This is a genomic window from Tsukamurella ocularis, assembly GCF_965138335.1.
Classification (GTDB): domain Bacteria; phylum Actinomycetota; class Actinomycetes; order Mycobacteriales; family Mycobacteriaceae; genus Tsukamurella; species Tsukamurella ocularis_A.
On record NZ_CBCSDV010000017.1, the window covers coordinates 54,814 to 75,734 of the forward strand.

Annotated in this window: 26 protein-coding genes, 1 tRNA gene and 1 pseudogene; 16 read left to right on the forward strand and 12 right to left on the reverse strand. The window is 70.1% G+C overall.

Going from position 1 to position 20,921, the window contains the following annotated elements:
* The first annotated feature begins 1 nt into the window (after position 1).
* From ACNAYW_RS15890 to ACNAYW_RS15900, 3 genes are read left to right on the forward strand one after another with little or no spacing between them, the layout of a single operon-like run.
* Entirely contained in the window at positions 2-448 is a 447-nt protein-coding gene (locus tag ACNAYW_RS15890) for a holin (protein WP_415850637.1), read from the forward strand.
* The gene (locus ACNAYW_RS15895) at positions 445-903 is read left to right on the forward strand and encodes a hypothetical protein (protein ID WP_068524316.1); all 459 of its coding nucleotides are present in this window, start codon (positions 445-447) and stop codon (positions 901-903) included. The genes ACNAYW_RS15890 and ACNAYW_RS15895 overlap by 4 nt, the downstream gene beginning before the upstream one ends.
* Positions 900-1,238, forward strand: coding sequence for a hypothetical protein (locus ACNAYW_RS15900; RefSeq protein WP_415850638.1), 339 nt, complete (start codon positions 900-902; stop codon positions 1,236-1,238). Before ACNAYW_RS15895 ends, ACNAYW_RS15900 begins: the two co-directional genes overlap by 4 nt.
* Before the next feature lie 83 nt (positions 1,239-1,321).
* On the opposite strand, the gene ACNAYW_RS15905 is transcribed toward ACNAYW_RS15900, so the two are convergent.
* From ACNAYW_RS15905 to ACNAYW_RS15915, 3 genes are all read right to left on the reverse strand, one after another.
* The gene (locus tag ACNAYW_RS15905) at positions 1,322-1,489 is read right to left on the reverse strand and encodes a hypothetical protein (protein ID WP_326482731.1); all 168 of its coding nucleotides are present in this window, start codon (positions 1,487-1,489) and stop codon (positions 1,322-1,324) included.
* 82 nt (positions 1,490-1,571) lie between these two features.
* Positions 1,572-1,709 (reverse strand): hypothetical protein, encoded by a 138-nt coding sequence (locus tag ACNAYW_RS15910; RefSeq protein ID WP_225536036.1) that lies wholly within the window; start codon positions 1,707-1,709, stop codon positions 1,572-1,574.
* Positions 1,710-1,782: 73 nt separating this feature from the next.
* Positions 1,783-1,992, reverse strand: coding sequence for a hypothetical protein (locus ACNAYW_RS15915; protein ID WP_326482730.1), 210 nt, complete (start codon positions 1,990-1,992; stop codon positions 1,783-1,785).
* A 107-nt stretch (positions 1,993-2,099) separates the two neighbouring features.
* Between ACNAYW_RS15915 and ACNAYW_RS15920 the strand changes: the two genes are divergently transcribed.
* From ACNAYW_RS15920 to ACNAYW_RS15930, 3 genes are all read left to right on the forward strand, one after another.
* A complete protein-coding gene (locus ACNAYW_RS15920) occupies positions 2,100-2,495 on the forward strand; it encodes a hypothetical protein (protein ID WP_415850639.1) in 396 nt (131 codons plus the stop codon).
* Positions 2,492-2,794 (forward strand): hypothetical protein, encoded by a 303-nt coding sequence (locus ACNAYW_RS15925; RefSeq protein WP_415850640.1) that lies wholly within the window; start codon positions 2,492-2,494, stop codon positions 2,792-2,794. Before ACNAYW_RS15920 ends, ACNAYW_RS15925 begins: the two co-directional genes overlap by 4 nt.
* Positions 2,795-2,920: 126 nt before the next feature.
* Positions 2,921-3,223, forward strand: a complete 303-nt coding sequence (locus ACNAYW_RS15930) for a hypothetical protein (RefSeq protein ID WP_415850641.1) — start codon at positions 2,921-2,923, stop codon at positions 3,221-3,223.
* Positions 3,224-3,272: 49 nt separating this feature from the next.
* Here the strand turns inward: ACNAYW_RS15930 and ACNAYW_RS15935 are convergent, their stop codons facing one another.
* From ACNAYW_RS15935 to ACNAYW_RS15950, 4 genes and pseudogenes are all read right to left on the reverse strand, one after another.
* The gene (locus tag ACNAYW_RS15935; protein WP_415850642.1) at positions 3,273-4,016 is read right to left on the reverse strand and encodes a hypothetical protein; all 744 of its coding nucleotides are present in this window, start codon (positions 4,014-4,016) and stop codon (positions 3,273-3,275) included.
* A gap of 420 nt (positions 4,017-4,436) precedes the next feature.
* Entirely contained in the window at positions 4,437-5,264 is an 828-nt protein-coding gene (locus tag ACNAYW_RS15940) for an SHOCT domain-containing protein (RefSeq protein WP_415850643.1), read from the reverse strand.
* Between the two features lie 132 nt (positions 5,265-5,396).
* A pseudogene (locus tag ACNAYW_RS15945) lies at positions 5,397-6,481 on the reverse strand (tyrosine-type recombinase/integrase); the annotation flags it as partial.
* Positions 6,482-6,569: 88 nt separating this feature from the next.
* Positions 6,570-6,641: transfer RNA gene (locus ACNAYW_RS15950), tRNA-Gln, on the reverse strand.
* 129 nt (positions 6,642-6,770) lie between these two features.
* On the opposite strand from ACNAYW_RS15950, the gene glmU reads away from it, so the two are divergent.
* The 6 genes from glmU (at position 6,771) to ACNAYW_RS15980 (ending at position 12,067) form a co-directional block, all read left to right on the forward strand.
* Positions 6,771-8,222 carry a bifunctional UDP-N-acetylglucosamine diphosphorylase/glucosamine-1-phosphate N-acetyltransferase GlmU gene (glmU, locus tag ACNAYW_RS15955; RefSeq protein ID WP_415850644.1) on the forward strand — a complete coding sequence of 484 codons (1,452 nt, stop codon included), beginning with the start codon at positions 6,771-6,773 and terminating at the stop codon, positions 8,220-8,222.
* Positions 8,219-9,196 (forward strand): ribose-phosphate diphosphokinase, encoded by a 978-nt coding sequence (locus tag ACNAYW_RS15960; RefSeq protein ID WP_415850645.1) that lies wholly within the window; start codon positions 8,219-8,221, stop codon positions 9,194-9,196. The genes glmU and ACNAYW_RS15960 overlap by 4 nt, the downstream gene beginning before the upstream one ends.
* 6 nt (positions 9,197-9,202) lie before the next feature.
* On the forward strand, positions 9,203-9,505 hold the full coding sequence (locus ACNAYW_RS15965) for a DUF1905 domain-containing protein (RefSeq protein ID WP_415850646.1): 303 nt from the start codon (positions 9,203-9,205) through the stop codon (positions 9,503-9,505).
* 10 nt (positions 9,506-9,515) lie between these two features.
* On the forward strand, positions 9,516-9,857 hold the full coding sequence (arsC, locus tag ACNAYW_RS15970) for an arsenate reductase (glutaredoxin) (RefSeq protein ID WP_415850647.1): 342 nt from the start codon (positions 9,516-9,518) through the stop codon (positions 9,855-9,857).
* Between the two features lie 9 nt (positions 9,858-9,866).
* Positions 9,867-10,754 carry a LysR family transcriptional regulator gene (locus ACNAYW_RS15975; RefSeq protein WP_415850648.1) on the forward strand — a complete coding sequence of 296 codons (888 nt, stop codon included), beginning with the start codon at positions 9,867-9,869 and terminating at the stop codon, positions 10,752-10,754.
* Between the two features lie 134 nt (positions 10,755-10,888).
* Positions 10,889-12,067 carry an NAD-dependent formate dehydrogenase gene (locus ACNAYW_RS15980; protein ID WP_415850649.1) on the forward strand — a complete coding sequence of 393 codons (1,179 nt, stop codon included), beginning with the start codon at positions 10,889-10,891 and terminating at the stop codon, positions 12,065-12,067.
* Between the two features lie 37 nt (positions 12,068-12,104).
* On the opposite strand, the gene ACNAYW_RS15985 is transcribed toward ACNAYW_RS15980, so the two are convergent.
* The gene (locus ACNAYW_RS15985) at positions 12,105-13,133 is read right to left on the reverse strand and encodes an FUSC family protein (protein WP_415850685.1); all 1,029 of its coding nucleotides are present in this window, start codon (positions 13,131-13,133) and stop codon (positions 12,105-12,107) included.
* Positions 13,134-13,157: 24 nt separating this feature from the next.
* Positions 13,158-13,349 carry a hypothetical protein gene (locus tag ACNAYW_RS15990; protein ID WP_415850650.1) on the reverse strand — a complete coding sequence of 64 codons (192 nt, stop codon included), beginning with the start codon at positions 13,347-13,349 and terminating at the stop codon, positions 13,158-13,160.
* Positions 13,350-13,498: 149 nt separating this feature from the next.
* Between ACNAYW_RS15990 and ACNAYW_RS15995 the strand changes: the two genes are divergently transcribed.
* The 3 genes from ACNAYW_RS15995 to ACNAYW_RS16005 are packed head-to-tail and all read left to right on the forward strand — an operon-like array spanning position 13,499 to position 17,922.
* Positions 13,499-14,536: a Dyp-type peroxidase gene (locus ACNAYW_RS15995; RefSeq protein WP_415850651.1), complete on the forward strand. Its 1,038-nt coding sequence runs from the start codon at positions 13,499-13,501 to the stop codon at positions 14,534-14,536.
* Complete coding sequence (locus ACNAYW_RS16000) at positions 14,533-15,330, forward strand: family 1 encapsulin nanocompartment shell protein (protein ID WP_415850652.1); 798 nt, start codon at positions 14,533-14,535, stop codon at positions 15,328-15,330. The genes ACNAYW_RS15995 and ACNAYW_RS16000 overlap by 4 nt, the downstream gene beginning before the upstream one ends.
* A 54-nt stretch (positions 15,331-15,384) precedes the next feature.
* On the forward strand, positions 15,385-17,922 hold the full coding sequence (locus tag ACNAYW_RS16005) for an ATP-dependent Clp protease ATP-binding subunit (RefSeq protein WP_415850653.1): 2,538 nt from the start codon (positions 15,385-15,387) through the stop codon (positions 17,920-17,922).
* Here ACNAYW_RS16005 and ACNAYW_RS16010 read toward each other — a convergent pair whose 3' ends face one another.
* From ACNAYW_RS16010 to ACNAYW_RS16020, 3 genes are read right to left on the reverse strand one after another with little or no spacing between them, the layout of a single operon-like run.
* Entirely contained in the window at positions 17,923-18,765 is an 843-nt protein-coding gene (locus ACNAYW_RS16010; protein WP_415850654.1) for a dienelactone hydrolase family protein, read from the reverse strand.
* 12 nt (positions 18,766-18,777) lie between these two features.
* Positions 18,778-19,596 (reverse strand): LLM class F420-dependent oxidoreductase, encoded by an 819-nt coding sequence (locus ACNAYW_RS16015; RefSeq protein ID WP_415850655.1) that lies wholly within the window; start codon positions 19,594-19,596, stop codon positions 18,778-18,780.
* Between the two features lie 39 nt (positions 19,597-19,635).
* On the reverse strand, positions 19,636-20,100 hold the full coding sequence (locus ACNAYW_RS16020; RefSeq protein WP_415850656.1) for a limonene-1,2-epoxide hydrolase family protein: 465 nt from the start codon (positions 20,098-20,100) through the stop codon (positions 19,636-19,638).
* A gap of 218 nt (positions 20,101-20,318) precedes the next feature.
* Here ACNAYW_RS16020 and ACNAYW_RS16025 point away from each other — a divergent pair, with 218 nt between their 5' ends.
* Positions 20,319-20,918, forward strand: a complete 600-nt coding sequence (locus tag ACNAYW_RS16025; RefSeq protein WP_415850657.1) for a 50S ribosomal protein L25/general stress protein Ctc — start codon at positions 20,319-20,321, stop codon at positions 20,916-20,918.
* Positions 20,919-20,921: the final 3 nt, after the last annotated feature.

A 20,921-nucleotide genomic window follows, 5' to 3' on the forward strand; every position in this document is an offset into this window, starting at 1 on the left:
CATGTCCAACACCTACACCGACGGCACGACGGCGACCAGCCTGCGCGACGTCGTCACCGACGTCGCCGAGAAGGCCGTCAAGACCTTCGCGCAGACGCTGCTGCTGTTCCTCGTCGCCGGCACCTCGGTGCTCAACGTGCCGTGGTCGACCGCGGTGCAGGGCGCCGCGATCGCCACGATCGGCACCGTCGTCCTCGCCCTGGCGCAGACCGCCTGGGCGTCCGCGAACCCGTACGTCGAGACGCTCGCCCGCGCGGCGCGTACGTTCCTCGTCACCCTCGGCGGCGCGATCCCCGTGGTCGACGGCTCGCACGCGTTCGTGTTCACCGATGTCAACTGGGCGCAGGCCGCGGGCATCGCGGGCACGGCGGCCCTGATCTCGCTGCTCACTTCGGTGGTGTCGCTGCCGATCGGTCCGAACCGCGCGTCGCCGAGCCTGGTCCGGTGAACCCGGTGCTCGCGCGGTTCTGGCAGCTCATCGACAGCGAGACGGTGCGCCTGTACCAGGCGGTCATGTACACGTGCTACTTCACCGCCGGCGTCTACATGGCGTCGTTCGGCCGCGCGCCGTCGACGATCCAGCGCGCCATGGGCGAGCACGCCCACTACACGTGGATCGCGCTCATGATCGCCTGCCCGCTCGTCGTGCTCCTCGGGACCCGCGTCCCGAACAAGTGGTCCGGCCTGTGGCTGCAGCTCGGCGGCAACCTCGGCGTCGTCACCTGTCTCGCGACTTACGTGGCCGCGGTGCTGCAGTCCCCGTGGTGGGGCACTGGCGTGTTCGCCGTGTGGGGCTACGTCGGCCTCACCGTGTGCACCGCGGCGATCATCCTCCGCGACGGCCGCCGCATCCACCAGACCCGCGTGCTCGCGCGAGCTCTGCGCGCTCAGGGGGTGCGATGACCACCGACCTGATCGTCGGCCTCGGCGGCGGTGGTGTCCTCGGGTCGATCGTCGTCGCGTTGATCGGCGCGATCGCCGGCCGCGGGAAGTCGCGGGCCGAGGCGGCGAAGTTCCTCACGGACGCCGCGGCTGAGCTGACGACCACCGCGGCGTCGCTGACCGCCGGGGTCAACGCCCAGCTGATCGCGGTGCGGGCCGAGCTCCGCGGCCTGACGGAGGCGGTGGACCACCTCACCGAGCGCGTCGACGACGTCGTGCCGCTCATCGAGGCCGACCACCCGCAGACCGCGGCGGCGCTGCGGTCTGCGAACGCAGCGGTCAAGCGCGCGCTGTAACCGCCCATGGCGTCCGAGCTCGAGCATGGAACGGCCCCTCACCCATCCCCAGGGTGAGGGGCCGCTTTCGTCGTCTCGGGCAGCTACTCGCCGCGGCGCGCCCCGTCGATCCGTCGGGCACGGACCTGCAGCGCGACCTCGACGACCGCGATGCCGGCGGGCAGCAGGTACGCCCAGGCGGGTACGCCGGTGAGCGCGAACACGAGCACGAGCACGACGACGGTGGTGCTGACGGTGATCGTTCGGGACATGGTCGTTCCTCCTGGTGAGGGGTAGTCTCTACGGGGTGGGTCCCCCTTGGCCGGGTTTAGCGGCCGGGGCGGGGCTCCCGCTCTATTCGCCCTCGTCCTCCTCTTCATCTTCCTTCCTCTTCCGGATGGGGTAGTCGATCAGGTGCTCCCTGACCTTCATGCCCGTCTGGATGAGTACGGCGATGCCGGTGACGAGGGCTATCCAGGCCGGTGGGCTCATCGTGGTGTCCTTTCCTGGGCGGTATTTCCGCCCTCCCCTTTCGGGTAACACCAGTCTATACCCTCATGAGGGATTAGTGCAAGTCTTTCTCTGAGAAATCTTCGGGCAGATATTCGGCCACGGTATCGGGCAGCCATCCGTACCGGGTTGACTTGCCTTCGCCCGTCCCGACCTTGGCGTCGGGCGCGGGGAACGTGTCGTTGCGCACGCGGCCTTTCAGCCGCTCAAGCGGCTGGCCGCCCAGCTCGGCGATGTTCGCGAGGGTGAGGAACAGTCTGGTCATGTCCCGATCGTACCCCTGATGAGGGATTTTAGGAATCTCACGTTTCCCTCTTGCGTAATCCCTCATGAGGGATTACTGTCGAGTCATCACCGAGAACGGAGAAACAAATGACCATCACCGCCACCTGGACCCGCGCCCCGAAGCTCGGCGACCGCGTCCAGCTCATCGACCCCCGCCCCATCCCGCGCAAGCTGCGCGCCGCGATCGAGGCTGGCGAGACCGTCCTCGGCACCGTCGTCCACGTCCGCCGTCCCTCGGGGATCTCGGGCCACGGCGCACCGCCTGTCGGCATCCAGTGGGACACCTACGGCACCGAGATCAGCAACCACGACCAGAAGCGCCTCGCGCTCGTTGAGGGTGTGCCGACGCCCAAGCAGACCGAAGCCGCGGTGCGCGTGTTCAGCGACCCGGCGGCCACCGCGGAGCAGCGCGCGGAAGCCGCCCGCGTCGTCGAGGCCGCGGACCGCGCGGCGAGCATCAAGGCCGCGAAGGCGAACCGATGAGCGCGCCGACCAAGATCACCGGCCTCAACCGTCAGCAGACCGAGGCGATCAATCGCCTCGTCGACGACGAGTTGCTTCTCCCGTACCCCGGCCCGCTCGTCGTTACCGCAACCACCGCGACCTTCCCGTGGGAGCCGGGCCTGGCCGCCTCCCGGGTGCGTCACGCTCAGCTGTCCCTCGGGCGCATCGACGGAACGCGCGGCGGCCACTATCAGGCGCTGCACGCCGTGATCCGCAAGCTCAAGGCGCAGACGCAGGTCAACCTCCCAGTCTTCGACGCGCTCGTGCGCGGCAAGTAGCCCGTACCCGGCAAGCCGGCGCCCCCACGTCGTGGTGGGGGCGGGCGCGACGCCCCGCGCTCGCGGTGGCGCACCACCCCGCCACTCGGCGGGGCAATCACCCACACCCTCAAGAGGAGTACAGCCATGCCCACGATCAAGCAGCACGCCGCCATGATGGCCGCCGGCGCCGCCCTGGCCGCGATGGTCTTCGCGACCCCGGTGGCGAACGCCAACGCCGCGCCCGACGACTTCGGCCCCGCGGCGATCGAGTCGGCCGACAGCCCCCGCGACGTCGGCGCATCCATCGACGACGCGAGCGGCCCGCGCGACACTGTCACCGACGAGACGCCGAACGGCGCTGGTGTGCTCCCGCAGAGCGCGAACGGTCCGCGCCGGGTCGGCGCGCCGATCGACTCGGGGAACTCGCCCCGCCCCGTCGGGAAGTAGTCGCCTGACGACCTCCTGACCACGTAGCCCCGCGCCGCCCGGCTCGGGGCTACCGGTCTATCTCGAATTCCTGCTTGATCCAGGGCTCACCTTCACCGGTGACTAGGTGTCTCGCGAACCACTTGCGTCCATCGGCATCGACGAACCTAAGTTCGATCCGAGGCACCGCCGTTCCGGGCATGTTGTCGTACATCATGCGCTCGATCTTTGTGCGCTTCCTGAACTTCTCGATCTCCATGTCCTCAGGCGTACTCGCAAGGCTGTAGACGTGATGCGTCCCGCCCGCGTCCAACACCTGGGTGTGCGGCTGCTCCGGCGCTAAGACCGTGTCGCGAAGCGCACGGAACGAACTGTCAGCGAAGTTGAGCTTGTCGACACGTGCGTGCAGGCGGAAGATCGGCGAGTCACTAAAGTTCGTGATGGAAACTGTTCGGTTGCGCACTTCAACGTGGATCAATCGCGCTTGCCGCTTCGCTCGATCCCTCCGCTCGCTCTCCTCGAAGTCCTTATCTGCCTTACGGTCCTGACGATCACCGATCGAAATTACGAGCGCCAGACTTAGTGTCGCGGCAGTCAAGTTCGCACCGATCCACGTGGGAACGTTGCCCCAGTCGAAGCTCTCGGGCCCGACGATGTTGAGGACTACAACTATGAGCACCTCGCAGATCCCAGCGAGGACGACGAACGCCAGCCACTGCCGGAGGTGGCTCTCGCTAACGAATGCTACAGCCCTCCTTCGCTGGTCGCCCGCCCATCGGTAGGGGCGGACGATGACGGGCGACAGCTTTCTCACCCAGTGACCGCACTTACCTTCTCGCCTCGCCATCCCAATCCTCCTAGCGCACTATCGATCTTCATATCGCGGCCGCTCGACGTACGTCACGTGATCACACGCCAGGCAGACATAGGACCGGTACGGCGGATCGTGAAGGTTATCCCAGCCCACAAGCACTCGCCGCGGCCCAAACTTGCAACCGCACGACTCGCATCGCTCCGGGCCGATCTCGACGCTCGCCATGCCGGGAAGGTACGACGAGAGGCCGACAGGGAACCGATCGTCACGCTGGTGCGTCCAATAGGTATGAGCCTCGTTCGCTACGCCCTCATCCGATTCCGTGGCTGGTACGCCCTCGCGATGGCCGGCCGGGGCCGCGGCGCGCCGCCGGCCCCCGACCAGGACGCACGGATCATCGAAGCGATCCGCCGCGCCGGATCACATGCGAGCGAGTAGATCCGCCTTCTTCGCCGCGAACTCCTCATCCGTCAGGATCCCGGCGGCGTGCAGGTCGCTCAGCTTGCGAATCTGGTCCGCGAGGTCCGGCGCCGGCGCGGCCTGCTGAATCACCGTCGGCCCCGGCGCCGCGGCCGCGGTGGCCGCGTCGCGCACCCTGCGGAAAGCCGCGATGAAGGTCTCGCCGCGGCCGTGCGCGACCTGGGAGATCTGCGCCGACCGCCCGGAGATCGAGATGTCGATCGTCTCCCCCGACATCTTCTTGCCGAAGCCGAGCGACCCGATCGCCTTGAAGTCGAACTCCTCGACCTGCGCGCCCAGGAACCCCTTGTCGAAGAAGAACAGCCGCTGTGTCGTCAGGACCAACATCCCCTGCCGCTTGTCGTAGATGCCCTGCGCGAGCTCGACGACGCGCTCGTCGAGGTGGACATACTGGCTCAGCGCCGCGGCCTCGAGGCGACCGAAGAACCGGCCCATCTTCCCGAGCCGCTCGAGCGCGTCGCCGACGCCGAGGTCGTCGATGGGGAACTTCACGTTGTCGAGGACCTCGGCGAGCACCTCGTGGTGCTTGTCGCCGGCCATGTCGACGGACCACTCGACGACGGTGGTGTCCGGCGACTCCGGGCGTACGCCGGCGGTGATCTTCGAGGCCCACCGGTTCTTCCGGATGGAGCGCTTCACGTCCGCGACGATCGGGTTGCCCGGGTCGGTGACGGTCGCGTCGATCGCGCCGAAGGCGGCGGCGATGGCCGGGTGGACAGCTTCAAATGGACCCTGGATTCGAGTCGCTGAGTTCCTCACGATTCCCACGCGGGGATAGTACGGCGCCCCGTCGACCAGGCGCCTATATTCGGGCATTCCGCAGATGGGCGTCGCGACAAAGGACACCGGCGTCCGGGGGCCTACTCCCCCGGTTCCTCCGCGANCGCCNCCGCGATCGCNGCGGCCGCGCGCTGACCGGCCTCCCTGTCCAGGTGCCCGTAGATGTCCGATGTCGTCTTGATCGACTCGTGGCCGAGGTGCGCCTGCACGGTGGTGAGCGGCACGCCGGCCTTGATCATCAACGACGCGCACGTGTGCCGCAGATCGTGGATCCTCGGCCGCGGCACCATGCTCTTGACTGCTGGCGCCCAGTACGTGGACCGGAACACGTCGATGTTCACGCGCGTCCCCACCGTCGACTGAAAGAGCAGTTCGCCCGGCGCGCGCTCGAGCTCCGTTCCGATGGCCGCGAGAAGGTCTGCGGCGACGTTCACGGTGCGCACCGACTTCTTCGACTTGGGCGGCCCGAGCCGCATCCCATCGCCGCGGTTCTCCCCGTACTGCCGCTTCCACGCCTGGGTCACCCGAGCTGTCCCCGCCGCTACGTCGACGTCGGACACGTGGAGCGCCGTCGCCTCGCTCCACCGCATCCCGGTCCCGGCGAGCCACATCACCAGGCCTTCGTACGGACCGCAGGCCTCGGCGATGGTGCGCACCTGCTGCGCGGTCAGGAACACCGGCTGGATGGTGCGCGAGGAGTCTCCGACGCTGACGCCGTGACACGGATTCTTGTGCAGGTCACCGTCTTCGACAGCCCCGTTGAGTACACCGGCCACGAACGCGAGGTGGTTCTTGACCGTCTTCCCGGTCTTGCCTGCGGACTGCAGTCCCTTGACCCATCGCCGGACGTCAGCCTTGGTGACCTCGTCTAGTTGCAGCGCGCCGATGCCATCGCGAAGTGTTGCAACGTATCTGCGGTAGTTCCCCTTGGTCGCGGAGCTGGCGCTCGTCGACTCTTCGATGTGCTGGTCGAGGTACTGCGCGAGGGTGGGCGTCGCCGGCGCGTCGTCGTCTGCCTCCTCCTCGGCCTCATCGAAGGTCGCCGCGAGCGCCTTCTCGACGCCGATCATGCCCATGAGCTGGGCCAATTCCTCGGCGCGAGACAGGTCTGTAAGCGTGACGGAGCGCTGTTTGCCCTGGTCGCGGTAGAGCACCGAGTAGGTAGTCACACCCTTGCGAGAGGTGTGTGGTCGCACGCTCGCCATACACCGAGGGTAGTGCGAGAACCGTTGATACGTCCACCAGATCTGTTGAGACGTGTCGGTCGTAGCCCTCTGAACTGGTCTTTCACTGCTCTCCCGCCAGGACTCGAACCTGAAATGTCTGAACCAAAATCAGAAGTGTTGCCGATTACACCACGGGAGACCGGGTCCGGGGCGTGCCCGGAACCGTCGTGAAGCATTGTGCCACGGACGCTCGACCGCGGCGGTTCTCGTAGGATTGCGCCGACTCTCGACGCGAACGCACGATACGGACGACACCTCAGGAGCAGCGATGGCGAACGGAACAGCGGTGGTGATCCTCGCCGCGGGCGCGGGCACGCGGATGCGGTCGAAGGTCCCCAAGGTGCTGCACCCGATCGCGGGCCGCACCCTGCTGGGCCACGCGCTGCACGCCGCCGCGGGCACGAAGCCGGAGCACCTCGTGGTCGTGGTCGGCCACGACCGGGACCGGGTCGCCGAAGCCGCGCTCGCCACCGCGGGCGAGCTGGAGCACGAGATCCTGGTCGCGGTGCAGGAGCAGCAGCGCGGCACCGGCGACGCGGTGCAGGCCGGGCTCAGCGCCCTCCCGGCGGACTTCTCCGGCACCGTCATCGTGACGGCCGCCGACGTCCCTCTCCTCGACGCCGCGACGCTGCGGGAGCTCCTCGACACGCACACCGGCGGCGACGGGGCGGCGGTCACCGTGCTCACCACCGCGGTCGCCGATCCCACCGGCTACGGCCGCGTGCTGCGCACGCAGGACGGGCAGGTCACGCAGATCGTCGAGCAGAAGGACGCGACGCCCGAGCAGCTCGCCATCACGGAGATCAACTCCGGCGTGTACGCCTTCGACCACACGCAGCTGGTCGCCGCCCTCGCGCAGCTGCGGCCCGACAATTCGCAGGGCGAGCTGTACCTGACCGACGTGATCGGCATCGCCCGCACGGCCGGCCAGCTGGTGCGCGGCGACCACGTCGACGACGAGATGCTGGTCGCCGGCTGCAACGACCGGATCCAGCTCTCCCACCTGGGCCGGGAGCTGAACCGGCGGATCGTGGAGCGGCACCAGCTGAACGGCGTCACCGTCGTCGACCCCGCGAGCACCTACATCGACGTCGACGTCGAGATCGCGCCCGACGTGGTGATCCAGCCGGGCACGCACCTGCGCGGCGCGACGGTCGTCGCCGAGGACGCGGTCATCGGCCCCGACACCACCCTGATCGACACCGAGGTGGGCGCCGGCGCGACGGTGCTGCGCAGCGAGGTGCACCTGTCGGTGATCCGCGAGAACGCGACCGTCGGGCCGTTCAGCTACCTGCGGCCGAACACCGACCTCGGGCCGAAGGGCAAGATCGGCGCCTTCGCCGAGACCAAGAACGCGCAGATCGGAGCGGGCAGCAAGATCCCGCACCTGAGCTACATCGGCGACGCGACCATCGGCGAGGGCAGCAACATCGGCTGCGCGACCGTGACGGTGAATTACGACGGGGTGAACAAACACCGAACGGTGATCGGCGACCACGTGCGCATCGGCTCGGACACGATGCTCATCGCGCCGGTGGAGGTGGGCGACGGCGCGTACAGCGGAGCGGGTACCGTGATCAAGCGCGACGTGCCGCCGGGAGCCCTGGCGGTCTCCGCCGCGGATCAGCGGAACATCGAGGAATGGGTACTGCACCGGCGTCCGGGCACGAGCTCCGCCGAGGCGGCCCAGCAGGCTATCGCGAGGATTGACGAGCAGTGAACAACTGGATCGATAACCAGAAGAACCTGATGCTGTTCTCGGGCCGTGCCCACCCCGAGCTGGCGCAGCAGGTCGCCGACGAGCTCGGTGTGCAGGTCACCCCGCAGACGGCACGCGATTTCGCCAACGGCGAGATCTTCGTGCGGTTCGAGGAGTCCGTGCGCGGTAGCGACGCCTTCGTCCTGCAGAGCGCGCCCTACCCGGTCAATCAGTGGATCATGGAGACGCTGATCATGATCGACGCGCTCAAGCGCGGTTCCGCCAAGCGGATCACGGCCGTCCTGCCGTTCTACCCGTACGCCCGCCAGGACAAGAAGCACCGCGGCCGCGAGCCCATCTCCGCGCGCCTCGTGGCGGACCTGCTCAAGACCGCGGGCGCCGACCGGATCATCACGGTCGACCTGCACACCGACCAGATCCAGGGCTTCTTCGACGGCCCCGTCGACCACATGCACGCACAGCCGATCCTCGCCGGGTACGTCCGCGAGAAGTACGGCACCGACAACATGGTGGTCGTCTCCCCCGACGCCGGCCGCGTCAAGGTCGGCGAGAAGTGGGCCGACGCACTCGACGGCGCGCCGCTGGCGTTCGTGCACAAGACGCGCGACCCCAACGTCCCGAATCAGGTCAAGAGCAACCGCGTCGTCGGTGACGTCACCGGCCGCACCTGCGTCCTCATGGACGACATGATCGACACCGGCGGCACCATCGCCGGCGCCGTGGGCGTGCTCATGGAGGCCGGTGCGAAGGACGTGATCATCGCGACCACGCACGGCGTCTTCTCCGATCCCGCCACCGAGCGCCTCGCCAACTGCGGCGCCCGCGAGGTCATCGCCACCAACACCCTGCCGATCCCGCCGGAGAAGCACTTCGACAACCTCACCGTGCTCTCGCTCGCCCCGCTGCTGGCCCGCACCATCAACGAGGTCTTCGAGAACGGCTCGGTGACGAGCCTGTTCAACGGCAACGCGTAACGCGCCGTGGCGGGCGTCCGCGGCGACTTCCGGGCCGAGATCTGGCTCTCGGAGGTCTTCGCCGCCTGCCGCTTCGTCTCGCTCCCGAACCACCTGGCCGACGAGATCGCCGACACCGTCGACGGCTCCCGCCCCGGGTTCGGGAGCGTTCGCGTCTCCGCGACCATCGGCCTGACCACATGGGCCACGTCGATCTTCCCCGACGCGAAACGCGGCACCTACGTGCTCCCGCTGAAGAAGGCCGTTCGCACGGCCGAGGGCGTCGACGTCGGCGACACCGTCGACGTGCACCTGAGCGTCACGGACTAGATTGGCCGGTATGGACGCGACGATCTACCACAACCCGAAGTGCAGCAAGTCCCGCCAGGCGCTCGCCCGGCTGGAGGAGGCGGGCGCGACGGTGACGGTGGTCAAGTACCTCGACCAGGTCCCGTCGAAGGCCGAGCTGGCGAAGCTCATCGACGATGCCGGGCTCACGGTGCGACAGGCCGTGCGCACCCGCGAGGCCGAGTACAAGGACCTCGGCCTCGCCGACGCGACCGACGACGCGCTGCTCGACGCGATGGTCGCGCACCCCAGGCTCATCGAGCGGCCCTTCGTGGTGACGGACAAGGGCACCCGCATGGCCCGCCCCACCGAGGCCGTCGACGAGATCCTGTAGCGAAGGGCGATGCTCTTCCGGCAGCTCGAGTACTTCGTCGCCCTCGCGCGCGAGCAGCACTTCGCGCGCGCGGCCAGCGCGTGCTACGTCTCGCAGCCCGCGCTGTCCGAGGCGATCCGCAAGCTCGAGCACGAGCTCAAGGTGCCGCTCGTGCTGCGCGGCTCCTCCTTCGAGGGCCTGACCCCCGAGGGCGAGCGGCTCGTGCCCTGGGCGCGCCGCATCCTCGCCGACCGCGACGCCCTGGAGCACGAGGTCACGGCCCTGCGCACCGGTCTCACCGGGGAGCTGAGCCTCGGCGTGATCCCCGCGGCCGCCACCTCCGCCGCGCTGCTCACCGACCCGTTCTGCGCCGCCCATCCCCTGGTCCGCGTCCGGGTGTGGGCGGGCCTGCGCTCCGCCGACGTGGTCGAGCGCATCCGTCGGTTCGAGCTGGACGCGGGGATCGTCTACCCCGAGGGCGTCGACGTCGACGGGCTGTCGGTGACGCCGCTGTACACCGACCGGCTCGCGCTCATCGCGCGCGAGGACCTCCTTCCCGACGGTGACTCCCCGCTCGCGTGGGCGGACGCCGCGCAGCTGCCGATGTGCCTGCTGCACGAGGGCATGCACGGGCGGGATCTCGTCGACGCGGCGGCCCGGACGCACGGGGTGCGGCTCACGCCGCGCCTGGAGGCCGACTCGGTGGCGACGCTCCTGGCGATGGTGGGCGCGGGCCGGTGGGCGTCGATCGTGCCGCGGGCGTGGATCGCGACGTACCGCGCACCGTCGGGCACGCGGACCGTGGAACTCGAGGGCGCCGGCGAGCTCGCCACCCCGGTGGCCCTCGTGCGCGGCGGCGGCGAGCCCGAATCGGTGATCGCCCGGGCCCTCGCGGAGAGCGCGCAGCGCGCCGGCTGACCTCCTGCCTGCGGTGATCGGCGCCGCCTATCGAGCGAGCGGACACCCGTATTGGACGGCCCCGCCCGGACGCGCGAAGGTGGATGTCAGAGGGACGAAATCCATTCTCCCCCTCGCCCATTCAAGGAGTGATCATGGCGAAGATCCTGTGTGTCCTGTACCCCGACCCGGTGACGGGCTACCCGCCCGAGTACGCCCGCGACTCCATCCCCCTGATCGAGGCCTACCCCGGCGGCCACACCATCCCCTCCCCCGCCGCCATCGACTTCACGCCGGGTGAGCTGCTCGGCTGCGTCTCCGGCGAACTGGGCCTGCGGAAGTACCTCGAGGCGGCCGGCCACGAGCTGGTCGTGACCTCCGAGAAGGACGGACCCGAGTTCGAGCGGCACCTCGCCGAGGCCGAGGTCGTGATCTCGCAGCCGTTCTGGCCCGCGTACCTCTCGGCGGAGCGGATCGCGAAGGCCCCGAACCTCAAGCTCGCGCTCACCGCGGGCATCGGGTCGGACCACGTCGATCTGGACGCCGCGATCAAGGCGGGCATCACCGTCGCCGAGGTCACCTACAGCAACTCGATCAGCGTCGCCGAGCACGCCGTGATGCAGATCCTCACGCTGGTCCGCAACTTCGTGCCGTCGTACCAGTGGGTCGTCGACGGCGGCTGGAACATCGCCGACTGCGTCGAGCGCGCCTACGACCTCGAGGGCATGGACGTCGGCATCATCGCCGCCGGCCGGATCGGCCAGGCCGTCATGCGCCGCCTCGCCCCCTTCGGCGTGCGGCTGCACTACTTCGACACCCGTCGCCTGCCGCTGGAGCTCGAGCAGGAGCTGAACCTGACCTACCACGAGTCGGTCGAATCGCTGGTCCGCTCGGTGGACGTGGTGGACATCCACGCGCCGCTGCACCCGAAGACCTACCACATGTTCGACGCCGAGCTGCTCGCCACGATGCGCCGCGGCAGCTACATCGTCAACACCGCGCGCGCCGAGATCGTGGTCCGCGACGACATCGTCGCCGCACTCGAATCCGGGCAGCTCGCGGGGTACGCGGGCGACGTCTGGTTCCCGCAGCCGCCGGCCGTCGATCACCCGTGGCGCACCATGCCGCACCACGCGATGACCCCGCACGTCTCCGGCACCACCCTCTCCGCGCAGGCCCGGTACGCCGCGGGCACCCGGGAGATCCTCGAGGACTTCTTCGCGGGGTCGGCGATCCGGGACGAGTACCTCATCGTCGACGGCGGCGCGCTCGCCGGCGTGGGCGCGAGCTCGTACACGGCCGACGGTTCCGCCAGCCCGGGCGCGCACGTCTGATCCCCGACGGTGCGCGGTTCCCGGCCCGGGCGACGGCTCAGCCGCGCCGCTCGGCGGGGCTGCGCACCAGCAGGGCGACGGCGACGCCCACCACCACGCCGATCACGGTGTCGATGCCGCGGTAGAGCAGCATCCGCACCGGATCGGTGGGATCGGCCAGCTCGGTCATCAGCATGATCAGCGGGGTGAAGAAGCCGATCGCGACGGCGTAGTGCCGCGCCATGTACAGCTCCGTCGGGAACAGCAGCGCGATCGCCACGAGCGCCAGCGCGGTGGGCCCGGGGTCCAGCGCCAGGAGCGCCGCGGCCACCGCGAGCCCGACGAAGGTCCCGACGGTGCGGTGCGTCGCCCGGGTGATCACGAGCCCGGCCTCCGCGTCGGACGGCCGGCCCGCGTCGATCACCGCCAGCGGCACCGCGGCGGCCGCCATCGCCCAGTTGGCGTGATCGACGCCGATCAGCACGCCGGCCGCGCCCGCAAGACCCACGGCGAGCGCGTAGCGCAGCGCATGGACGCCCACGCCGGGCGCCGGGCGGCGCAGCACCATCGCGATGCCGTCCCACCAGGGCCGGCCGCGGAACGGATCGGGCCGGCCGACGGCGCCGATCACGATGGCGAAGACGACGGTGGCGGCACAGATCGCGAGCGCCTGCGCGGGCGGGGCCAGCCCCGCCGGCAGCGTCGCGGTCGCGCCCATCGCGAACAGGAAGAAGAACGGTCCGGCGGGGCGCAACCGCACCGCGTCGGACAGGACGGAGCAGACGGTGGCGAAGACCACGCCGACCACCACGAGCACCCAGGGCGGCGCCTGATGGTGCGCGAGCGTGATGCCGAGCGCCTCCCCCGCGAGGAGCAGGCCACCGGCCTGCACCTGGTGCACGATCCGCGGCCGGCCGTGCTCGCCGCGCCCGTACATGCCCGCGAAGGCGCCGAACTCGGCGTAGATCAGCAGCTCGGGGCGCCCCCAGGCGATGAGTGCCAGGCCCGGCACGAGGAGCGCGATCGCGACGCGGAGCGCGTGTCCGCCGTCGCGCAGATCGGGGCGGTAGCGCTCGGGGAGGCGCATCCCCACCGGACGCGGCACGCGGGGCTAGGCGTAGGCGGCGAACACCGCGGCGAGGATCGCGCACACGGCGGCGCCGCTGACCGCGCCGGCGGCGAGGAGCGCGTTGGTCGTGTAGGCGGCGTCCGAGGCCGGGCGGCGCGGCGCGGAGATCACGCACGCGGCGACGACGCCCGCGAGGGCCGCCACCGCCAGTACCACCACTGCGATCCAACTCATCTTCGCTCCCTCCGGTCCCGTGGAATCCGCCCATTACCGTCGAATCGATATCGCCGGTACGGTCACGGACCATCATCGCACGCGCGGGTTTTCGCGCCCCGCCGCATCGATCGTTCTTCCCCCGCCGCACCGTCCAGACCTGAGTTAGGGTGAAAACCGTGGTCCCGAATCAAGGTGTGATCTCGCCGTTGACCCACGCCGCGATGTTCGTCGTGGCGACCGTCGAGCGGGGCCGGGAGGATCGCGTCCACGAAGCACTCGACAACCTCTCCGGGCTCACCCGCTCGGTCGGGTTCCGATACCCCGAGAAGCAGCTCTCCCTCACCACCTCGTTCGGCTCCGACGTCTGGGACCGGCTGTTCTCCGGGCCCAAGCCGCGCGGCCTGCACCCGTTCGTCCAGCTCGACGGTCCGCGGCACACCGCGCCGTCGACCCCGGGCGACATCCTGTTCCACGTCAAGGCGAGCACCCTCGACATGTGCTTCGAGCTGTCCTGGCGGATCCTCGACGCGCTCGGCGACGCGGTGACGGTGGTCGACGAGGTGCACGGTTTCCGGTTCTTCGACAACCGCGACCTGCTCGGCTTCGTCGACGGCACCGAGAACCCCGACGGGCCGGCGGCCGTGACCGCCACCCGGGTGGGCGACGAGGATCCCGACTTCGCCGGCGGGAGCTACGTGCACGTGCAGAAGTACCTGCACGACATGGCGGCCTGGCGCGCGCTGTCGACCGCTGAGCAGGAGCGGGTGATCGGTCGCACCAAGCTCGAGGACATCGAGATGGCCGACGACGTGAAGCCGCCGGACTCGCACATCGCGCTCAACGTGATCGAGGACGAGAACGGCGAGCAGCTGCAGATCATGCGGCAGAACATGCCCTTCGGCGAGCTCGGCAAGGGCGAGTTCGGCACCTACTTCATCGGCTACTCCCGCGACCCCGGCGTCACCGAGCAGATGCTGCGCAACATGTTCCTCGGCGATCCGCCCGGAAACACCGACCGGATCCTCGACTTCTCCACCGCGCACACGGGCGGCCTGTTCTTCACCCCGTCGGGCGACTGGCTCGACGCGCCGCCCGATCTCCCCGCCGCCGACGGCGCACCGTCGACGGAACCGACCGGCACGACCACGCCCGCCCGCGCCGAGGGCTCGCTCGGCATCGGCGGCCTCAAGGAAGGTAAGTCATGAACAATCTGCACCGTCACCTCGCACCGGTCACCCCCGAGGCCTGGGAGGAGATCGAGACCGAGGCCTCCCGCACCTTCAAGCGCAACATCGCCGGCCGCCGCGTCGTCGACGTCACCGGCCCCGACGGCCCCGAGGCGGCCGCGGTCGGCACCGGCCGCCTCCTCCCCGTCGACGGCCCCGCCGAGGGCGTCCAGGCGCAGCTGCGCGAGAGCCGCCCACTGGTGCGGCTGCGCGTGCCCTTCACCGTCTCCCGCGACGCCGTCGACTCGGTGGAACGCGGTGCGCAGGACGCCGACTGGGATCCGGTGAAGGCCGCTGCCAAGCAGCTCGCCTACGCCGAGGACCGCGCCGTCTTCGAGGGCTACGCCGCCGCGTCGATCGCGGGCCTGCGCGCCTCCTCGTCGAACAAGGCCATCGCGCTGCCGAGCGACCCGATCGACGTGCCCGACGCCGTCGCGAGCGCGCTCGAGGACCTGCGGCTCGCGGGCGTCGACGGGCCGTACTCGGTGCTGCTCTCCGCCGACGTCTACACCTCGATCAGCGAGACCACCGACCACGGCTACCCGATCCGCGAGCAGCTGCGGCGGCTGGTGGACGGCGAGATCATCTGGGCGCCCGCGATCGACGGCGGTTTCGTGCTCACCACCCGCGGCGGCGACTACGAGCTGCGCCTGGGCACCGACGTGGAGATCGGCTACCTCAGCCACGACGCGACCACGGTGCAGCTCTATCTGCAGGAGACGTTCACCTTCCTGGCCTACACCGCCGAGGCGACCGTGCCGCTGACCTCCTAGGACCGCCGGTCCGAGGAGCGGAACACCCACCGAGAACCGAGGAAAGGCCTCCCCATGAGCGAGCTCGACGGCGTCTTCGACGACATCTTCCAGCGATTCTTCGGCGGCTCGGCGGGGAGGCCCGCGACGGCGCGGGTGGACCTCAACCGCCTGCTCAACGATCAGGCGAAGACGCTGCTCGCCGAGGCGCAGATCGCGGCGTCCGACTGGGACAACCCGGAGATCACCCCGGAGCACCTGCTGTACGCGGCGGCGATGACCGAGCCGACCCGCGACGTGCTCGTGCGGCTCAAACTCGATCCGGACCGGGTCGCCGCGTCGATGAAGGCCGCCGCGCAGGCCAGCGCGAACCCCGATGCGATGAACGGCGCCCCGTCGCTCAGCCCCGCCTCGCGGCGCGCGCTCCGCGTCGCGCAGCAGCACGCCGCCCAGAACGGGCAGTCCTACGTGGGGCCGGAGCACATTCTGCTCGGCATCGCCGACAATCCGGACACCGTTGCGGCACAGGCACTCGCGGGCGGCGGGATGTCCGCGCCGGCGCCGGGCGGCAAGCAGGGCAGGGCCGCGATGCCGGGGGCCACCGGCCCGGCCGCGCAGCAGGAGAGCACGACGCCGACACTCGACGAGTACGGCCGCGATCTCACCGCGGAGGCCCGCGCCGGCAAGGTCGATCCCGTCGTCGGCCGCGCCGAGGAGATCGAGCAGACCATCGAGATCCTCTCCCGGCGCCGCAAGAACAACCCGGTGCTGATCGGCGATCCCGGCGTGGGCAAGACCGCCATCGTCGAGGGGCTGGCGCAACGGATCGTCAACGACGACGTGCCGAAGACCCTCGCCGGGCGCCGCGTGATCGCGCTCGACGTGAGCTCGATGGTCGCGGGCAGTAAGTACCGCGGCGAGTTCGAGGAGCGGCTGACGAAGGTGCTCGACGAGGTGCGCGAGCACTCGGACGAGCTGGTGGTCTTCATCGACGAGCTCCACACGATCATCGGTGCGGGCGGCGGGGGCGAGGGCTCCATGGACGCCGGCAACATGCTCAAGCCGGCGTTGGCGCGGGGCGAGCTGCACGCCATCGGCGCCACCACCATCGACGAGTACCGCAAGTACATCGAGAAGGACGCCGCCCTCGAACGCCGCTTCCAGCCGGTCATGGTGAGCGAGCCGTCGGTGGACGACACGATCGAGATCCTGCGCGGCCTCATCGACGTCTACGAGGAGCACCACCAGGTGCGCTACGACGACGCGGCGCTGGTCGCGGCCGCGGAACTCTCCGACCGCTACATCACGGACCGGTTCATGCCGGACAAGGCGATCGACCTGGTCGACCAGGCCGGCGCCCGGGTCCGCCTGCGCACCAAGACCTCCGACCCGGACACCCGCTCGATCGAGGACGAGCTCTCGGCGCTGCGCCGCGAGAAGGACAGCGCCGTCGAGGGCGAGAACTACGAGGCCGCCAACGAGATCAAGGGGAAGATCGCGGACGCCGAGCAACGCCTCGCGGACGCGGGCGGCGGCGACGGCGAGCCCGAGGTGACGGTCACCGACATCGCCGAGGTGGTCTCCCGGCGCACCGGGATCCCCGTCGCGGACCTGACCTCCGAGGAGCGGGAGAAGCTGCTGCGTCTTGAGGACGACCTGCACGACCGCGTGGTCGGGCAGGACGAGGCGGTGCTCGCCGTCGCCGAGGCCGTGCGCCGCGCCCGCGCCGGGCTCAAGGACCCGAGCCGCCCCATCGGCTCCTTCTTGTTCCTCGGCCCGACGGGCGTCGGCAAGACCGAGCTCGCGAAGGCGCTGGCCGCCACCGTCTTCGGCGACGAGGATCGCCTGATCCGGTTCGACATGAGCGAGTTCCAGGAGAAGCACACCGTCTCGCGGCTCGTGGGCGCGCCTCCCGGGTACGTGGGCTACGAGGAGGCCGGGCAGCTCACCGACAAGGTTCGGCGGCAGCCCTATTCGGTGATCCTGTTCGACGAGGTCGAGAAGGCACACCCCGACGTCTTCAACGTGCTGCTGCAGCTCCTCGACGACGGGCGCGTGACCGACGCGCAGGGGCGCACCGTCGATTTCAAGAACACCATCGTGATCCTGACCAGCAACATCGGCGCCGACCTGATCCTCGCTGCGCCCGAGGACGATTGGGAGTCGGTGATACCGCAGGTCAAGGAGCGGCTCCACTCCCACTTCCGCCCCGAGTTCCTCAATCGCATCGACGACACGGTGATCTTCCACCGCCTCGACCGGACGCAACTGCGCAACATCGTCGAGATGATCCTCGACGGCACCCGGCGGCTGCTGCGCGCCCAGGACGTGGAGCTGGACGTGACGACGAAGGCCGAGGACTGGCTGGCCGACGAGGGATTCCAGCCCCAGTTCGGCGCCCGGCCGCTGCGTCGCACGGTGCAGAAGGAGCTCGACAACCGCCTGTCGTCGATGCTGCTGCGCGGGGACGTCCGTGAGGGCGACACGGTGCGAGTCGACGCCGACGACGACGGCCTGGTGCTGTCGGTCGTCGAGAAGCACGCCGACGGTTCCGTATCCGAGGGATCTCTGCCGGCGGATGACGCGCAGAAGTCGGAGCAGGAGAAGGACTGATCAGACCAGGGTGTCGCGGAAGAGCTGAATCACGTCGTCGAGGGCCCGGCGGGTGGGCTGGCCGGGCTCGTCGATGAGGTGCTCGGTGAGCACGGAGTGCGGCGGGATCATCGCGTCGGGGTTGGCGTCGGCGTCGTCGAGCTCGACGGCGATGAAGCCGTCGCCGAGCTGCTCGCGGAGGAAGTCGAAGCGCTCGCCGGGCACCATGCGATCGCCCTTGAACCGCAGGCCCATGACCTTGAGGCCCTGCTTCGCGCAGCGCACCTTGACGGTGTCGAGGTCCTGCGGGGAGATGTCGATGGTGCGGCCGGTGCCCGGGATGGGGCGGAAGGGCAGCGACGGCTGGCTGAGCACCGGCGCGAGCATCACGTCGTCGACGGCCATCCCCAGCGCGAAGCCGCCGGTGAAGCACATGCCCACCGCGCCGACGCCCTTGCCGCCGCAGCGCTCGTGCTCCTGTCGCGCGAGGGCGCGCAGCCAGGTGACCACCGGTGAGGTCTTGCCCGTGGCGAGGATGGTGAACTCCCGGCTCACGCACAGCGTGGCGGCGAGCTTGGCCATCGCCTTCCCCGATTCGAGGGCGCCGATGGCCTTCGGGTTCCCGGCGTCGAGGCCCGGGGTGCCGAACAGGTGCGGGAGCACCGCGGTGAAGCCGGCGTCGACCACCTTCCGGGCGAAGTCCAGCACCTTCGGCGTGATGCCGGGGATCTCGGCGATCACGATCACCGCCGGGCCGGAGCCCTTGCGGTAGACGTCGTGGGTCACGCCGGCGTCGGCGAACGACTCCTTCGTGAAGTCGGCGAGGTTGGCGGCGGCATCGGCTGTGGCGTTCACGGCACCCATCGTGCCCGACCGTCAGCGCAGGCGCTGCGCGATCGCCTCCAGCGCCGGCCACGGGTCGTCGCCGAGCGCCTGCACGGCGACGTGGTCGGCGCCCGCATCGAGGTGCGCGCGCACGCCCGCGGCGATCGCGTCGCCGTCCCCGTGCACGGCGAGCGCGTCGACGAGGCGGTCGCTGCCGGGCCGCTCGAGGTCGGCCTCGTCGAAGCCGAGGCGCCGCAGGTTGGCGACGTAGTTGCGCAGGCGCAGGTAGAAGTCGACGGTGCCCCGGCCGACCTCCCGCGCGCGGGCCTCGTCGACGCCGAGCACGACCTTCTGCTCGGGCGCGAGCAGCACCCCGTCGCCGAGGATCTCGCGGGCGCGGCGCGTGTGCTCCGGCGTGGTCAGATAGGGGTGGGCACCGGCGGTGCGATCGGCGGCGAGCCGCAACACCTTGGGGCCGAGCGCGGCGAGCACCGTCTGCTGCTTCGGCACGCCCTCCGCGGCGAGCACGTCGAGGTAGTCGACGAGGGCCTGGTACGGGGTGCGGTAGTCGGCGGTGGCCTCGCGGTGCCCGGCGCCGATGCCGAGCACGAACCGGCCGGGGAACAGGCCCTCGATCCGATGGAAGGCGGCCGCGGCCGATCGGGCGTCGTCCTGCCAGATGTTGAGGATGCCCGTCGCCACGACGAGGTTCTCCGTCGCCGCCAGCAACGGATCCACCACCGCCAGGTCGCCGCCGGGCGAACCGCCCAGCCACACGGTGCCGTAACCCAGTTCCTCGGCGCGTGCCGCGAAAGCACCGTCGGCCTGCGTGGCGGCGCGCCAGATCCCGATCCTGCCCAGAGTCGTCATGCCCGGTGCAACGCCGGGCGGTCGCCGCGGCTTCCCGGTTCAGATCACGGCGCGCGGAAGGGTGGGCCGGGCGGGCGCGTAGAAGACCCCCGCGGCGGCCCGCGCGGCGGCGCGGGCGACCGCGCGCACGTCCGCCTCGTCGCGCCAGGCGACGATGCGGCCACCGTCGACCTCGAACGTGCCCCGCACCGGGAACTGCACCCGCAGCGGGCCGTAGACGAGGGCGGTCACCCGCTCGGTGACGGCCGTCGCGCAGTCGGACTGCTCTGACATCAGCAGGACCGCCTGCATCGCGACGCGCGTGCGGGCGTGCCAGCGGAAGTGCCGGGCGATCGCGGCACGGCCGCGCAGGGGACGACCGCCCGTGCGCCGGTACACGACGTCCTTCGCCAGCAGCTGCTCGGCGATGTCGTAGTCGCCGCCGCCCAGGGCGTCGACGAAGCGCTCCGCGACGTCCTGCGGCGACCACAGCGGGGCGTTGTTCACGGTGTCGATGGTGCCCATGTGGCGTGGACGTCGCGCGAACTGGACATGACGTAACGGCGAAGGTTCGATTTCACTCCTGAGCGGGCCGTTCGCTAGACTGTGCGGCGACCTTCTCGGCGAGGGCGGCCCCGGCCGCCGTGATCGACGCGAACGGCACTTCTCCCGCGGATCCGCGAGGCGCAGTGCGGACCGCCTCGGCATCGTCGAGGCCGATTCACCGCACTTGAAGGAACATCATGTCTGAGCAGAACAAGCTCGCCGCCACCGTCCGCACCGAGTTCGGCAAGGGCGCCGCCCGCCGCGCCCGTCGCGACGGCCTCGTCCCCGTGGTCCTCTACGGCCACGGCACCGAGCCGCAGCACTTCACCGTCGTCGCGCGCGAGTTCGCCGCCATCCTGCGTAAGGACGGCACCAACGCCGTGCTGAACCTGGACATCGACGGCAAGGAGCAGCTCGCGCTGACCAAGCAGGTCGTCGTGCACCCGCTGCGCAACTACATCGAGCACACCGACCTCCTCGTCATCAAGAAGGGCGAGAAGGTCACGGTCTCCGTGTCCGTCATCGTCGAGGGCGAGCCCGCCGGCGGCACCCAGGTGGCGCAGGACCTCAACGAGGTCGAGATCGAGGCCGACGCGCTGAACATCCCCGAGAACATCGTCTTCAACGTCCACAACCTCGAGGCCGGCACCCAGATCTCCGCCGGGCAGCTCGAGCTCCCCGCCGGCGCCACCCTGGTCACCGACGCCGACGCGCTGGTCATCAACATCACCGAGATCGCCGCGGCGCAGACCGACGACGAGGCCGAGGCCGAGGCCGCCGACGAGGCTGCCGAGTAATTC

What these genes read in the sequence shown, in the direction of transcription:
- ACNAYW_RS15890 (WP_415850637.1), top strand. Translation starts at nt 2, where the DNA reads ATGTCCAACACCTACACCGACGGCACGACGGCGACCAGCCTGCGCGAC.
- ACNAYW_RS15900 (WP_415850638.1), top strand. Translation starts at nt 900, where the DNA reads ATGACCACCGACCTGATCGTCGGCCTCGGCGGCGGTGGTGTCCTCGGG.
- ACNAYW_RS15905 (WP_326482731.1), bottom strand. Translation starts at nt 1,489, where the DNA reads ATGTCCCGAACGATCACCGTCAGCACCACCGTCGTCGTGCTCGTGCTC.
- ACNAYW_RS15910 (WP_225536036.1), bottom strand. Translation starts at nt 1,709, where the DNA reads ATGAGCCCACCGGCCTGGATAGCCCTCGTCACCGGCATCGCCGTACTC.
- ACNAYW_RS15915 (WP_326482730.1), bottom strand. Translation starts at nt 1,992, where the DNA reads ATGACCAGACTGTTCCTCACCCTCGCGAACATCGCCGAGCTGGGCGGC.
- ACNAYW_RS15920 (WP_415850639.1), top strand. Translation starts at nt 2,100, where the DNA reads ATGACCATCACCGCCACCTGGACCCGCGCCCCGAAGCTCGGCGACCGC.
- ACNAYW_RS15925 (WP_415850640.1), top strand. Translation starts at nt 2,492, where the DNA reads ATGAGCGCGCCGACCAAGATCACCGGCCTCAACCGTCAGCAGACCGAG.
- ACNAYW_RS15930 (WP_415850641.1), top strand. Translation starts at nt 2,921, where the DNA reads ATGCCCACGATCAAGCAGCACGCCGCCATGATGGCCGCCGGCGCCGCC.
- glmU (WP_415850644.1), top strand. Translation starts at nt 6,771, where the DNA reads ATGGCGAACGGAACAGCGGTGGTGATCCTCGCCGCGGGCGCGGGCACG.
- arsC (WP_415850647.1), top strand. Translation starts at nt 9,516, where the DNA reads ATGGACGCGACGATCTACCACAACCCGAAGTGCAGCAAGTCCCGCCAG.
- ACNAYW_RS15975 (WP_415850648.1), top strand. Translation starts at nt 9,867, where the DNA reads ATGCTCTTCCGGCAGCTCGAGTACTTCGTCGCCCTCGCGCGCGAGCAG.
- ACNAYW_RS15980 (WP_415850649.1), top strand. Translation starts at nt 10,889, where the DNA reads ATGGCGAAGATCCTGTGTGTCCTGTACCCCGACCCGGTGACGGGCTAC.
- ACNAYW_RS15985 (WP_415850685.1), bottom strand. Translation starts at nt 13,133, where the DNA reads ATGCGCCTCCCCGAGCGCTACCGCCCCGATCTGCGCGACGGCGGACAC.
- ACNAYW_RS15990 (WP_415850650.1), bottom strand. Translation starts at nt 13,349, where the DNA reads ATGAGTTGGATCGCAGTGGTGGTACTGGCGGTGGCGGCCCTCGCGGGC.
- ACNAYW_RS16000 (WP_415850652.1), top strand. Translation starts at nt 14,533, where the DNA reads ATGAACAATCTGCACCGTCACCTCGCACCGGTCACCCCCGAGGCCTGG.
- ACNAYW_RS16005 (WP_415850653.1), top strand. Translation starts at nt 15,385, where the DNA reads ATGAGCGAGCTCGACGGCGTCTTCGACGACATCTTCCAGCGATTCTTC.
- ACNAYW_RS16010 (WP_415850654.1), bottom strand. Translation starts at nt 18,765, where the DNA reads ATGGGTGCCGTGAACGCCACAGCCGATGCCGCCGCCAACCTCGCCGAC.
- ACNAYW_RS16015 (WP_415850655.1), bottom strand. Translation starts at nt 19,596, where the DNA reads ATGACGACTCTGGGCAGGATCGGGATCTGGCGCGCCGCCACGCAGGCC.
- ACNAYW_RS16020 (WP_415850656.1), bottom strand. Translation starts at nt 20,100, where the DNA reads ATGGGCACCATCGACACCGTGAACAACGCCCCGCTGTGGTCGCCGCAG.
- ACNAYW_RS16025 (WP_415850657.1), top strand. Translation starts at nt 20,319, where the DNA reads ATGTCTGAGCAGAACAAGCTCGCCGCCACCGTCCGCACCGAGTTCGGC.